Source organism: Anaerococcus kampingae, assembly GCF_046365475.1.
Taxonomy (GTDB): domain Bacteria; phylum Bacillota; class Clostridia; order Tissierellales; family Peptoniphilaceae; genus Anaerococcus; species Anaerococcus kampingae.
This window is the reverse complement of record NZ_JBGMEF010000004.1, coordinates 1-14,468: the sequence shown is the minus strand read 5'-3', so window position 1 is coordinate 14,468 and position 14,468 is coordinate 1. Positions and strand designations below refer to the sequence as shown.

General features: G+C 35.4%; 12 protein-coding genes and 1 riboswitch. Of the genes, 4 read left to right on the top strand and 8 right to left on the bottom strand.

All coding sequences use genetic code 11. From position 1 onward, the window contains the following. Window positions 1-5: 5 nt before the first annotated feature. Complete coding sequence (lysA, locus tag ACCQ42_RS00880; protein WP_106461135.1) at window positions 6-1,310, bottom strand: diaminopimelate decarboxylase; 1,305 nt, start codon at window positions 1,308-1,310, stop codon at window positions 6-8. Between the two features lie 82 nt (window positions 1,311-1,392). Continuing rightward, window positions 1,393-1,533: riboswitch (Lysine riboswitch) on the bottom strand. A 122-nt stretch (window positions 1,534-1,655) separates the two neighbouring features. Here lysA and ACCQ42_RS00875 point away from each other — a divergent pair. Continuing rightward, the gene (locus ACCQ42_RS00875) at window positions 1,656-3,029 is read left to right on the top strand and encodes an aspartate kinase (RefSeq protein WP_410035079.1); all 1,374 of its coding nucleotides are present in this window, start codon (window positions 1,656-1,658) and stop codon (window positions 3,027-3,029) included. Between the two features lie 54 nt (window positions 3,030-3,083). On the opposite strand, the gene ACCQ42_RS00870 is transcribed toward ACCQ42_RS00875, so the two are convergent. The 7 genes from ACCQ42_RS00870 to ACCQ42_RS00840 form a co-directional block, all read right to left on the bottom strand. Continuing rightward, on the bottom strand, window positions 3,084-4,433 hold the full coding sequence (locus ACCQ42_RS00870; protein ID WP_410035078.1) for an acetyl-CoA hydrolase/transferase C-terminal domain-containing protein: 1,350 nt from the start codon (window positions 4,431-4,433) through the stop codon (window positions 3,084-3,086). 142 nt (window positions 4,434-4,575) lie between these two features. Then, a complete protein-coding gene (locus tag ACCQ42_RS00865) occupies window positions 4,576-5,757 on the bottom strand; it encodes an acetyl-CoA C-acetyltransferase (protein WP_106460781.1) in 1,182 nt (393 codons plus the stop codon). Between the two features lie 32 nt (window positions 5,758-5,789). Next, the gene (locus ACCQ42_RS00860) at window positions 5,790-6,632 is read right to left on the bottom strand and encodes a 3-hydroxybutyryl-CoA dehydrogenase (protein WP_106460782.1); all 843 of its coding nucleotides are present in this window, start codon (window positions 6,630-6,632) and stop codon (window positions 5,790-5,792) included. Window positions 6,633-6,643: 11 nt separating this feature from the next. After that, window positions 6,644-7,423, bottom strand: coding sequence for an enoyl-CoA hydratase-related protein (locus tag ACCQ42_RS00855; RefSeq protein ID WP_106460783.1), 780 nt, complete (start codon window positions 7,421-7,423; stop codon window positions 6,644-6,646). A 377-nt stretch (window positions 7,424-7,800) separates the two neighbouring features. Further along, the gene (locus ACCQ42_RS00850; RefSeq protein ID WP_106460784.1) at window positions 7,801-8,802 is read right to left on the bottom strand and encodes an electron transfer flavoprotein subunit alpha/FixB family protein; all 1,002 of its coding nucleotides are present in this window, start codon (window positions 8,800-8,802) and stop codon (window positions 7,801-7,803) included. A gap of 9 nt (window positions 8,803-8,811) precedes the next feature. Then, window positions 8,812-9,621: an electron transfer flavoprotein subunit beta/FixA family protein gene (locus ACCQ42_RS00845; RefSeq protein ID WP_106460785.1), complete on the bottom strand. Its 810-nt coding sequence runs from the start codon at window positions 9,619-9,621 to the stop codon at window positions 8,812-8,814. A gap of 22 nt (window positions 9,622-9,643) precedes the next feature. Beyond that, a complete protein-coding gene (locus tag ACCQ42_RS00840; protein WP_410035077.1) occupies window positions 9,644-10,780 on the bottom strand; it encodes an acyl-CoA dehydrogenase in 1,137 nt (378 codons plus the stop codon). Between the two features lie 374 nt (window positions 10,781-11,154). On the opposite strand from ACCQ42_RS00840, the gene ACCQ42_RS00835 reads away from it, so the two are divergent. From ACCQ42_RS00835 to ACCQ42_RS00825, 3 genes are read left to right on the top strand one after another with little or no spacing between them, the layout of a single operon-like run. After that, the gene (locus ACCQ42_RS00835; protein ID WP_106460787.1) at window positions 11,155-12,579 is read left to right on the top strand and encodes an FAD-binding oxidoreductase; all 1,425 of its coding nucleotides are present in this window, start codon (window positions 11,155-11,157) and stop codon (window positions 12,577-12,579) included. 10 nt (window positions 12,580-12,589) lie between these two features. Further along, on the top strand, window positions 12,590-12,937 hold the full coding sequence (locus ACCQ42_RS00830; RefSeq protein ID WP_265214334.1) for a CidA/LrgA family protein: 348 nt from the start codon (window positions 12,590-12,592) through the stop codon (window positions 12,935-12,937). 11 nt (window positions 12,938-12,948) lie between these two features. Beyond that, entirely contained in the window at window positions 12,949-13,641 is a 693-nt protein-coding gene (locus tag ACCQ42_RS00825) for an LrgB family protein (protein WP_106461136.1), read from the top strand. Window positions 13,642-14,468: the final 827 nt, after the last annotated feature.

Below are 14,468 nucleotides of genomic sequence, written 5' to 3'. Positions count from 1 at the left end.
TCTCCTTAATCTTCAATATATTCTAAATCATTTACAATTAAATCTTCTAAAGCTTCTCTTTTTACAGCAAGACTTGCCTTGCCATCTTCCACAAATACCACAGCAGGCTTTAGCTGCTTGTTGTAGGATGAAGACATCGCAAGCGAGTAGGCTCCGGTATTTTCTATAGCAAGGATATCGCCCTTTTGTGGGTTATTTAGCCTTGCTTCATCTATCAAGATATCACCTGACTCACAAAGCTTACCTGCCACCCTATAAGTCTCATAAGCTTCCCCCTTAGCCCTATTTGCAAGAAGAGCGTCGTATTTGGCCCCATAAAGACTAGGCCTGATATTATCACTCATGCCCCCATCTACAAAAACTAGAGGCAAGCCTTCTAGTGTATGTTTGATAGAACCTACCCTATAGAGGGTTGTACCTGCTTGATTTACCATAGACCTACCTGGCTCTATGCCTACAGTCTCTATTGATAAGTCATAATCTTTTATAGATTTTTCTATGTAGCCTATAAATTCTTTGAGGAAGGCTCCCAAATCATAAGAAGGATCCGATGTATTTTGCCTAACTCCAAAGCCTCCACCGAAATTTATTGCCTTAAATTTATAGGCTAGAGCCTCTTCCATTTCCTTAGTAAATCTAAGTAAGATATCAGCTTCTTCCTTGAAAAAGCCAAGCTCATTGACCTGGCTACCTATATGAGCGTGAAAACCAAGAAGCTTGATGACCTTTGAATTTGTCATCTCTTTTATTATATCCTTTAATTTTTCATCTCTTATGTTTATTCCAAATTTTGAATCGGCATTTGATGTTTGGATATATTTATGAGTTGATGTCTTCACATCAGGATTAATCCTAAGTAGGCAGTCGATTTTTTTATCAGAATTTAAAAGCAAATCTTCTATTAGTTTAAATTCGTCGTAATTATCTATTATTATCAGGCCGATATTATTATCTATAGCATAGGCAAGTTCTTCTTTTGTTTTGTTATTACCATGAAAATGAATTTTTTCAGGCTTAAAACCTGCTTTCAAAGCTAGAAATATTTCCCCCATTGAAACAGCATCTACAAAAGTTCCTTTTTTTGCTAGTAGGCCAAGGATATAGAGATTGGAAAGTGCCTTTGATGCATAAATCACCTCGGTTCTTAGGGTATCTGACTTAAAATTTTCTATAAAACAAGAAGCCGTATCCTTTATTAATTTTTGATCATATACATAGAGGGGTGTTCCATATTCCTCTACTAATTTTAAAGTCGAAACCCCACCAATATGGAGAATATTGTCTATATATTCATAGTTTTTATCTAACATTTTTCCTCCTAAATCATGACTTAATACTTGGCCCAAAAAGAAAAAGACCACAAGCAAAAGGCTCATGATCTTCCTTTCGCCTGACTTAGCAAGTACTCCAAAAAGATTTGGCACATCTTTTTGACAGTCATATACCTATTTGACATATGACCAATACCATGTATTTCGGCGGTTACACCTTTCGGTTCTCCTAATCTTTGCAACCGCGACCCCTTAACTAAATCTGTATTTATTAAATAGTCTATCAGTTATTATGTATTTTGTCAAGTTTTAAATTATTTTTATGCAAGTTATTTCATTTTAATGCAAATAGTGGTATACTTTAATACAATAGGAGAATATGATATGAAAAAAACAGCTAAATTTGGGGGAAGCTCAGTAGCTAACGCCAATCAAATAAAAAAATTAACAAATATTGTAAAAAATGATAAGGACATAAGGGCCATCATTGTCTCTGCACCAGGCAAGAGATTTAAGGCAGATATAAAGGTCACAGATCTTTTGATAAATCTTTATAAGGACTATAAGCAAGATAGCCCTAGCTACATCAATAGTTTAGATCAAATTATTTTAAGATATAAGGATATAGCAAAAGAGCTTGACCTTGACTTAAGAATCATAGATTCTTTTAAAGATACTCTTATCGGCTTTTTAAAAAATATAGATGATGATTTTTATCTAGAAAATGCTATCAAGTCGGCTGGAGAAGATTTTAACGCAAGGCTTATAGCAGTCTACCTTGAAAAAGTAGGTCTTGAAGCAAAATACATATCCCCAAAAGACCTTGGAATAAGACTTGAATACTCTTTAAATGATGCCAAAATCTTAGATATTTCCTATGATTTGATTAAAAAATATGAAAATTGTAAGGAAATTTTGGTCATTCCTGGATTTTTCGGCTACAATGATGAAGGCTATAGGCTCACATTTTCAAGGGGAGGGTCAGATATAACAGGATCTATGGTTGCTAGGGGACTTTCTTGCGATATTTATGAAAATTATACAGATATGACCTATATATATTCAGCAAATCCAAATATGTTTTATAATCCTGCCCCTATCAAAAACATTTCATATGCAGAGATGAGGGAATTATCCTACAACGGTTTTGAGATTTTCCAAGAGGATGCTGTCCAGCCCCTTCTTGATACAAATATTGAAATACACGTAAAGAGCACTAATAATCCTGATGAAGGTGGTACTATCATTTCCAAAGATAGGACAGATATAAGTGAAAATCCAATCATAGGAATATCAGATGTTGGAGCTTTTACTTCCTTTACCTTGACTGAATATATGATGAATAGAAAAATCGGTTATATCAAAAATGTCCTCGATATTTTCCAATATATGCATATTGCCGTTGAGCACATCCCGACATCTATCGACTCTGTTTCTATCCTGGTAAGAAGCTCATATATAAAAGATAAATCTAGAAAGCTTTCTATTATAAACGCCATCAATTCATCTTTTGACCTTGATGAATTAGACCTTAATGACAGGTTAAAGGCCATTGCTATAGTAGGAGAAGGTCTTAAGGATAAGATGAGTAAGGCCCTTTACATTTTTTCTAAAGTTCTTGATGATATAAATGTAAATATAGAATATATTATCCAGGGGGCTAGCAATAATTCCCTTTTTATCTTTATAGACAAGGATGATGAGAACAAGGCTCTTAAGGCCCTTTATAAGTCAATTTATGAAGAAGAAAGCTTATAATTTTCAAAAAAATTGCCCTGCATTGAATAACCAATGCTAGGGCATTTTTAAATCTTAGATTCTCTTGTTGGTATTTCTCCAGATTCCTAATTCTTCTGCTTGTTTTATTAATTCATCTCTATTATCTGGGTGAGCTAGGCTTACTAAAGCTTCGGCTGCTTGCCAGGTTGTTAGACCCTTAAAGTTTACTATACCTTGTTCTGTAGCTATATAGTGGGTATTAGATCTTACTGCTGTTGCTTGGGTTCCTGGTGCAAAGGTTGGAACGATATTTGAAATTCTCTTACCATCTTTATTTACTCTTGAAGAGATTAGTGAGATGATTGATCTACCACCTTTTGATCTATAAGCACCAAGTACGAAGTCTAGGGCTCCACCTGCTCCTGAGATATGTTTTGTTCCTACAGACTCAGCTGAGATTTGTCCCCAAAGGTCTACTTGAAGAACAGTGTTAATTGATACGAAGTTATCAAGTGATGCTACTACTCCTACGTCATTTACATAATCAACTGGTGCTGCCATTAATTCTTCATTGTCATCTATATAATCATATAGTTCTTGGCTACCTGCTGCGAAAGCGTAGGTTTGACGGCCTATGTCTATGTTTTTCTTAAGACCTGTTATTCTACCTGCTAGAGCCATTTCTCTAAAGGCATCTACATACATTTCTGAGTGAACACCTAAGTCTTTTAGGTCAGATTTTGCTATTTGAGATCCTATCGCATTTGGAAGGCCACCTATACCTAATTGGATTGTATCACCATCACGTAAAATATCTACTACATATTTTGCAGCCTTTAATTCTTCTTCACCAAATTTTGCACTTGGAAGGGTTAGCATTGGATAATTGCTTGATTCGTATACGTAATCTACATCTTTGATGTTTATAAAGTTTTCAAAACCACCAAGGGCTCTTGGTACGTTTTCATTGATTTCTAGGATAATCTTATCAGAATTTTGGAATGATGCTATTGTGTGTGATGCAGAAACACCAAAGTTGAAGTTGCCGTGCTTATCCATTGGTGATACTTGGATTACACTTATAGCTGCTTTATCAGCATTTTCTGCTAAATATCTTGGAAGCTCACTATATTTAATTGGCATAAAGTAAGCGCCGTATTTGTTGTTATTTATTAGTTTTCTTTCTGTTCCTGATGCATGCCAAGAATGATATGTGATGTGTTCGCCTGTTGGATCAGCTGCTCCTACATAAGGCATATAAGGAACAACACCGCCTCTTACCTTAACATCTTTAACTTCATCAACTCTTGCTGCTAGAGCCTTGTCAAAATCAACTGGTGTAAGGGCAGCCCAACCCATTTCAATCCAATCACCATCTTTTACCATTGCCGCTGCTTCTTTGGCTGTGATTAGTTTTTCTTCGTATAGTTTTTTATAGTCCATTAATAAAACTCCTTTGTAATATCGTTTTCTTAGTTATAGTATACCCATAATTGAAAAAAATTATCAATCTTTTCTATTAAATTCTTTATTGATAGCAAAAAAAGTATGCAGACAAGAATATCCGCATACTTTATAAACTATCTTATCTTTCTACTATTACTGCAGTACCCATACCGCCACCTATACAAAGTGTTGCGATACCTTTTTTAGAGTCTCTCTTTTGCATTTCATATAGTAAAGTTGTAAGGATTCTTGCTCCGCTTGCTCCAACTGGGTGACCGATTGCAATTGCTCCACCGTTAACGTTTACTATATCTGTGTTTAGACCTAGTTCTTTAATTACTGATAGAGCTTGAGCTGCGAATGCTTCGTTAGCCTCGATTAGGTCGATATCTTCAAGTGTTAGGTTAGCTTTTTCAAGAGCTTTTCTTACTGTTGGGATTGGGCCTGTACCCATGATTTTTGGATCAACACCTTCTGTAGCGTAAGAAACTATTGTAGCAAGTGGTTTAACGCCAAGTTCTTTAGCTTTTTCTTCACTCATTACTACTAGACAAGCAGCACCATCGTTGATGCCTGATGCGTTTGCAGCTGTAACTGTACCATCTTTAATGAAAGCTGGTCTTAGACCTGAAATACTTTCTTTTGTTACGCCTTCTTTGATGTATTCATCTGTATCTACTACTGTTACTTTGCCTTTTCTTCCCTTTACTTCTACTGGTACGATTTCATCTTTAAATCTACCTTCAGCTCTAGCTTTTGCAGCTTTTTGTTGGCTGTCTGCAGCAAGGGCATCTTGTTCTTCTCTTGTTAGGCCGAATTTTTCAGCTATATTTTCAGCTGTAACTCCCATGTGGTAGTCATTGAATGCATCCCAAAGTCCGTCTTTGATCATTTCATCGACAACTTTTTTATCACCCATTCTAGCTCCCCATCTTTCATCTGTTAATAGGTATGGAGCGTTAGACATTGATTCTGTACCACCTGCTAGTACTACATCGCAATCACCTGCAAGGATCATTTGAGCTGCTAATGATACTGATCTTAGACCTGAACCACAAACGATGTTAAGAGTCATTGCTGGTTTTTCTTTTGGAATACCTGCATCTAGCGCGATTTGACGAGCGATATTTTGGCCATTACCTGCTTGAAGTACGCAACCTAGGATTGATTCGTCTATATCTTCTGGTTTAATTCCTGCTCTTTCGATTGCTGCTTTAGCTGCTACTGCACCTAATTCTCTAGCTGTTACTGTTTTGAATGCTCCGCCGTATGCGCCTACTGGTGTTCTTGCTGCACTTGCTATTACTACTTTTTTAGTCATATTATCTCCTTAAATTCTTTCTCTATTCAATCTTATTTGCTATAATCGTAGAAGCCTTTGCCTGTTTTTCTACCAAGGTCTCCTGCTCTTACCATTTGTCTTAGAAGTGGGCATGGTCTATATTTGCTATCACCAAATTCATTGTAAAGAACTTCCATGATTGCAAGGCATGTATCTAGACCGATTAAATCTCCTAAAGCAAGAGGTCCCATTGGATGGTTAGCACCAAGTTGCATACCTTTATCGATATCTTCAACACTTGCAAGTCCATCAGCTAATACGCCAACAGCTTCGTTAATCATTGGGATTAGAAGTCTATTTACTACAAAACCTGGGCCTTCTTTAACTTCGATTGGTTGTTTGCCAAGTTTTTCAGCTAGTTCAAAGATTGCCTTGTTTGTTTCATCAGATGTATGAAGACCTCTGATAACTTCAACAAGTTTCATAACTGGAACTGGATTGAAGAAGTGCATACCAATTACATTTTCTGGTCTTTTTGTAACTGCAGCTATGTCTGTGATTGAAAGTGAAGATGTGTTTGAAGCAAGGATTGCACCTTCTTTTACTACTTCGTCTAATTCTTTAAAGATTTCTTTTTTAAGTTTAGGATTTTCTGTTGCAGCTTCGATTACTACATCACAATCAGCTAAATCTTTAACTTCTGTTGTATAAGAAATGTTTTTAAGTGCAGCTTCTTTAGCTTCTTCTGTCATTCTTTCTTTAGCAACTTGTTTAGCATAAGATTTTTCTATTCTAGCTTTTGCTTTTTCTAAGAATTCATCTTTAATATCTCTTACAACAACTTCATAACTTTTAGCAGCAGTTTCTACAATTCCGCCACCCATTATTCCTGAACCAATTACACCAATTTTCATTTAAAATCTCCTTATTTATTTTTAAATTCTGCCTTACCCTTGTTTAGGAAAGCTTCCATGCCTGCTTTTTGATCTTCACTTGAGAATGTTAGAGCAAATAGGTTTTCTTCAACCTTTATTGCACTATCAATATCAACTTGTCCACCAACATTTATTGCTTCTTTTGATGCTCTAACAGCTATTGGAGCATTGCCAGCAATCTTGTTTGCAAGTTCGTTTACTCTTTCTTCAAGCTTATCAGCTTCTACTACTTCTTGTACAAGTCCAATTTCATAAGCCTTGTCAGCTTTGATATTGTTTGCAGTATAGATTAAATATTTAGCGAAGCCAGGACCAACTAATCTTTGTAGTCTTTGTGTTCCAGCAAAACCTGGTGTTATGCCAAGACCAACTTCAGGTTGACCAAATAAAGCCTTTTCACTAGCTATTCTAAAGTCACAACTCATAGCAAGTTCGCATCCACCGCCTAGGGCAAATCCATTAATTTGTGCTATTACTGGAATTGGAAGTGACTCAATTTTTCTAAATACTGATAGTCCTTTTGCACCAAATTCTTTGCCTTCTATAGGTGTAAGAGTTGACATTTCTTTAATATCAGCTCCTGCAACAAAGCTTCTGCCTTCGCCTGTGATAATAAGGCATCTAAGGTCTTTATCTTTTTTGATTTCCTCTACTAAAATATCTAGTTCATCAAGTACTTCTGAATTAAGTGCGTTTAAAGCTTCTGGTCTATTGATACTTAATTTACCAACATAACCGTTAACTTCATACTTTAGAGTTTTGTATTCCATTAATCCCCCTTTTTATAAATCGTTTGCAACATCTAATCTAAGTTTATCTGGGCTATTACTTATATACCCAAAAGTATATCCTTATATATTTATTATAACAGTTGATATTTTTTTGTCAATCAAATATGTATATTTTTTAACAAAAATAGTTAAATATTTAATGATTATTTTCTATATTTTATCTCGATATATAAGATTGACTATATTTTGTCTATACCATGTAATAAAAAAGGCAGTTTTGCAAGTGAAAATAAATTTTAATTATCTAGACTTTTAAATTAGCCTTCTAGCAGGCTTATAGGATTCCTATAAGCCTACCATTAGCCTATGTCTTAATTATATTCTTTCATTTTGCAAGAGTGCCTTATATTTTATTATCAAGCTTTTCTAGCGTTTATCTTTTCGATAAGTGCAGGTACTACCTCAAATAAATCTCCTACGATACCATAATCTGCGACATCAAAGATTGGAGCATCTGGATCTTTATTTATAGCAATTATTGTATCTGACGCATTTATACCAGCCAAGTGTTGGATAGCTCCAGATATACCTACTGCTATATATACCTTAGGTGCTACTGTTTTACCTGATTGACCTACTTGGTGTGAATGAGAAATCCATCCTGAGTCTACTAATGGACGAGATGATCCTACTGTTGCACCTAGGGCTTCTGCTAGGTCTTCAATAAGCTTTAAGTTGCTTGGATCGCCTAGACCACGTCCACCTGATACGATAAATTCAGCTCCAACTAAATCTACATCATCTCCTTCATCTCTTGGGATAAAGTCAAGGATTTTTGTTCTGATTTCACCTGTAAATTCTATATTTTCTTCGATTTCTTCGATATTATCTTTTCTACCGAATGCTTCTTTAGGGAATACACCTGGACGTACTGTACCCATTTGTGGTCTTGAGTCTGGGCATAGGATTTGTGCCATTAAGTTACCACCAAATGCTGGTCTTGTCCATTGTACGTTTCCTGTTTCAGCATCAACATCAAGTTCTGTACAGTCTGCTGTAAGTCCTGTGTGAAGTCTTGCTGAAACTCTTGGGCCTAAATCTCTACCTTGGTTTGTTGCACCAATTAAGATTGTGTCTGGGTTGTATTTTTCAACAAGTTTTTCTATTGCATTTGCATAAACATCTGTGCTGTAATCTTTGTATACTTCACCTTCGCAAGTGATTATTCTATCAACACCATGATCTTTTACTTCTTCTTTAGCTTTTGCTACATCTTGACCGATTATAACAGCTACTAGGTCTCCACCAAGTGTGTCAGCCATTTTTCTTCCTGGATTTAATAATTCAAGACCTACATTTACAGCTGAACCATCTTCTTTAGTTTCGACTATTACCCAAAGGTTTTTATTTTCTGACATAGTTCCTCCTTAAATAAGCTTCTTATCAGCTAAAGCTGCTATTAGCTTATCACAAGCTTCTCCAGCTTCCATATCTACAAACATTTCACCAGTTTTTTCAACTGTTGGTGTGTAAGATTTGTTTACTCTTGTTGGTGAGCCTTTTAGACCTATAGCTGTTTCATCTATAGTATCTTTAAGTTCTTCAAGTGTAATTTGTTCGATAGTTGCTTTTTTAGCTTTTAATTTATTTTTGATTTTTGGATATCTTAAATCTTCATCACCGTATTTTGTAAATGTTACAAGACCTGGAAGTGTCATTTGGATATTTCTAGCTCCACCTTCAACTTCTTGAAGTACTTTTATTCCTTCATCATTTAATTCTACTGTATAAGCATAAGTTACTTGTGGAAGTCCTAAGTGTTCAGCTATTTCTGGACCTACTTGAGCTGTATCACCATCGATTGCTTGAAGTCCACAAAATACCATGTCTGGTTGTCCTTCAGTTTCGGCTACTTTTTTGATAGCTTCAGAAATTATATATGATGTAGCTAGAGTATCTGAACCACCAAATTTTCTATCTGTAACTAGGTAAGCATTGTCAGCACCTACTGCTAGACAATCTCTAAGCATTTGATCTGCTTGTGGAGGTCCCATTGATATAACTGTAATTTTAATTTCTGGATCTTTATCTTTTAGTCTTAAAGCTTGCTCAAGAGCAAAAGCATCATAAGTATTTAAAATGCTTGGAACGCCTTTTCTTATTAATGTATTAGTAACCGGATCAATTTTAATCTCATTTGTATCCGGAACTTGTTTAGCACATACGAATATGTTCATATTTATCTCCCTTCGATTTATCTTATCTTAAAAGTGAACCACCAACAACCATTAGCATAACCTCTGAAGTACCTTCATAGATTTCTGTAATTTTTGCATCTCTCATCATTCTTTCTACTTCGTATTCTTTAACATAACCATAGCCACCAAGTAATTGAACAGCTTTTGTTGTAACATCCATTGCTACTCTTGCAGCTTTTAGCTTAGCTTCAGCAGCTGCTACTGTATAGCTTTCGCCAGAATCTTTAAGTGTTGCTGCCTTATAAACTAGGTGACGAGCTGATTCTATATCGATAGCCATTTCAGCTAATTTAAATTGTGTATTTTGGAATTTAGCTATTGGTCTACCAAATTGTTCTCTTTCTTTAACATATTTGATAGCTTTGTTTAAAGCTCCTTCTGCTATACCTAGTGCTTGAGCAGCTATACCAATTCTACCACCATCAAGTGTTTGCATAGCATATTTAAAGCCCTTGCCTTCTTCGCCAAGTAGGTTTGCTGCAGGAATTCTACAATCTCTAAATACTAATTCCATTGTAGATGAAGCTTTGATACCCATCTTATCTTCTTTAGTACCGAAATCAAAACCAGGTGTTCCCTTTTCAACTATAAATGCTGAGATTCCTTTTGTTCCTTGTGATTTATCTGTCATAGCAAATACAACATATGTGTCAGCATAACCAGCGTTTGTTATAAAGATTTTTGATCCGTTAAGAACGTATTCATCACCATCTTTAACAGCTGTTGTTTTTTGACCTGAAGCATCTGTACCAGCGTCTGGTTCTGTAAGGGCAAAAGCACCTAATTTTTCGCCTGAAGCAAGTGGTGTAAGGTATTTTTCCTTTTGTTCTTCGTTACCAAATTTATTAATTGCATCAGCACAAAGTGATGTATGAGCTGAAACTATAACTCCTGTTGAAGCACATGCTTTTGATAATTCTTCAACACAAAGTACATATGTAAGTGTATCTAGTCCGATTCCACCGTATTCTTCATCAAAAGGAATACCAAAAAATCCTAATTCTTGCATTTTAGCAACATTTTCTTCAGGGAATCTGTGCTCTTCATCAATTTCGATTGCTATTGGAGCAACTTCTTTTTCTGCAAAATCTCTAAACATTTGTTGCATTTCTAATTGTTCTTCGTTTAACTTATACATATTAACTCCTTATTACTAATATTACCTATAAGATTGTATATTTCTTACAGGCTTATCCTACTGTTATTATCTTAACAATCAAATGGGACTTTGTCAAATAAAAATCAAAAATTTTACAAAATAAGCATAAAAGCATAGGTATTTTAACTAAATCTCGATGGAAAAAGTATAAATACCCTCGTAAAAAATATTTTTTAGCAAATCCTATTTAATTAAACTATACTTGCAATCAAGGCTTTTTCAAACGTTTTCTTGCTCTTGTCAAAATAATTATGTGTTTTATTTAACATTTTAATTTGATTTGATTACATATTTTTGTTATACTATTAAAGACAAACAATATAGTTTGTGTCAGTTTCATAAGGAGGATAAATATGACTGATTATAACAAAGTTGATGAAAATATCATTCAACAATTTAGAGACTATGTTTCTGGCAAAGTTTATGCGGGAAACGATATCAACGAAGACTTTTTCCACGATGAAATGCCTATCTACGGTTCTTACCAACCAGATGTATTAATCGAAGCTAAATCTACAGATGATGTATCTACCATTCTTACAATTTGTAACGAACATAAGATACCTGTACTAGCTCGTGGTGCTGGTTCTGGTCTAGTAGGATCTGGTGTTGCTATCAACGGCGGAGTTATGATTGATATGCAAGGAATGAACAAAATCCTTGAATACGATCTTGATAACTTAGTTGTAAAGGTACAACCTGGTGTTTACTTACACGACCTTGCTGAAGATTGTCTAACAAAAGGCTATATGTACCCACCTGATCCAGGCGAAAAATTTGCAACTCTTGGCGGAAACGTATCAACAAATGCCGGCGGTATGAGAGCTGTAAAATATGGTACAACAAGAGATTATGTAAGAGCAATGGAAGTAGTTTTACCAACTGGTGAAGTAACAAGATTTGGTGCTGTAGTTTCTAAAACATCTACAGGTTATTCTCTAAAAGACCTTATGGTAGGTTCTGAAGGTACACTTGGAATTATAACAGAATTAACACTAAGAATAGTTCCACAAGCTAAACATACAATTTCATTAATAGTTCCATTTGAAACACTAGAAGATTGTATAGCTACAGTTCCAGTACTATTTAGAGCTCACTTAAAACCACAAGCTATAGAATTTATGGAAAGAAAAATTATTATAGCATCTGAAAAATACATAGGTAAGGAAACATTCCCTAAAAACATAGAAGGTACAGATGTTAATGCTTACCTACTTATCACCTTCGATGGTGACAACGAAGATGAAATCGACCTACAAATGGAACAAGCTGCAGAACTATTAGTAGAAAATGGAGCAATCGATGTACTAGTAGCAGATACACCAAATGCAATAAAAGACGCATGGGCAGCAAGAAGCTCCTTCCTAGAAGCAATCGACAGCCAATACAAATTAGTAGATGAGTGCGACGTGGTAGTTCCAATCAACAAGATAGCAGAATTCATCAACTTCGTAAATGAAGCAGGCGAAAAATATGACTTCGACGTTCAATCATTTGGTCACGCTGGTGACGGTAACCTCCACATTTACGCAGTATCAAATGACGAAGACAAAAAAGAAGAATTCAACAAACAAGTTCATGATTTCATGGAAGAAATCTATACAAAAGCCTATGAATTTGGTGGACAACTATCAGGTGAACACGGTATAGGCCACGGTAAACTACAATACATGAGAGAATTTGAAGGAGAAATAAATACAAATCTAATCAGGGGAATCAAAAAAGTATTCGACCCTAACATGATTCTAAATCCAGGAAAAGTTGTATCTGTAGACTAAGGACAGATCAATGAAATACCTAAAAGAATTTGTAATCCTGTGCGCATGCCTATTTCTAGGCGTGCTCACAAGGAAAATAATTAACTTTCCTGTTCCAGAAGCAGTTTATGGAATGTTTTATCTTTTCCTAGCGCTTCGCTTCAATATCTTAAAGGTAGAAGATGTAAAAACAACATCAGATGGTATATTAATAAACCTAGCTTTTTTATTTGTACCGGTCGGAGTAGGAATTGTAGCAAATTATGATGTTATAAAAGGCAAAATCCCTGCCTTAGTAATCTCAGTTCTAATTGGAACAGCAGTTACAATGGTTGTAACAGGTTTAGTAGTGCAAACCTTGCAAAAAAGGAGAAAATAGATATGGAAGCAATATTTAATAACCAATATTTTGGAATAATCCTCTCCTTTGCAGCCTATGAAATCGCCAAATGGATAAACTCAAAATTAAAAACCGCCCTAGCAAATCCTTTGCTAATAGCAATCTTACTTATAGTAGGATTCTTGTATGTAACAGGAATCCCTTATGAATACTATAAGCTCGGCGGAGACTTCATAGCATTTTTCATAGGACCAGCAACAGTTGCAATGATCATAGACCTTTACATAAACCTCGATGTCCTAAAGAAAAACATCATACCGATCCTGGTAGGGGTTTTGATAGGATCAATAGTATCAATGCTACTAGCCATAGGACTAACAAAAGTATTAGGTCTTGGAAAAGATTTAACAGTATCCTTAATACCACAATCAATAACAACAGCAATAGCAATATCCCTATCTGGAGAATACCAAGGAATCGTTGCTCTAACAGCTATAACAGTAGTAATAAGAGGAGTGACAGGAGCAGTAATAGCCCCACTTGTAATGAAAATCTTCAAGATAACAGACCCAGTAGCTCAAGGAGTTGCAATAGGCACATCATCCCACGCCGTTGGCACATCAGAAGCTAGGATGATGGGAGAAGTCCAAGGAGCAATGAGTGGTTTATCAATTGCTATAGCAGGAATAATGACAGTTATATTAATGCCAGTGGCAATAATGATAGTAGGAATAGTATTTTAACTTTAAAGGGGCTTACAAAAGCCCCTTTTAAAAATCCCCTCTTTTATTCTTAGAGATTTATTATTATTATTTTGTTTTTTATTTTTGTAACTTTATCAATTAATAAGTTACTATATAATAATTGTCAACGTAACTTAACCATTTAATTTTCGATTTCTATTTAATATTGAATCTTCGTCTCAAGGGGAGGCCCAAGGACCCTTTCGCATGGGTCCTCATCGGCCTCCCCTTAAACCCCTCCCCGTTACACCCCACAAGCGACTCCTTAGCGGAGGGCATGATTAGAAGCTTGCCTTCAGCAAGCCTCACTTGGTAGACGGAACCCCTTGTATTAGCTATTCTTATCCTTAGTGATTTTGACATTCCGATGCCTAAAAATCTCAATCTAACCCAAATGTTTCTTTTATATGCACTCTATATCTCAGTAGTCACAGAAATTTAATTTTCACTCGTGCGTCAGGAGATTTTCTTAACGGCATATCCATTTACAAAATCTTCCGACCTTGGGATATGGGTCTTTGTTTTTAGAGAATTATAGAAACGAACAGATTCTAAGACTCGTTTTACTCTGCATAAGTCCTTCCATAGCTCAGCTTTGCTTCGCTAGGATAGGGCTTTAGCTTCGCAAACATTGCGATTGATGGGTCTAGAGAAGAGAGCTTTAAGATATACTTAATTAAAATCGTCAATTATTTTAAATCGAGGAAGCGTTAAAAAATTTTGTTGAGCGAAGCGAATCTAAATTTTTAGCTGACGAGATTTGAAATAATAGATTTTGTTCCAGGATGAGTAGCAGTCATGGTATGGATACAATAAATAGTACAATT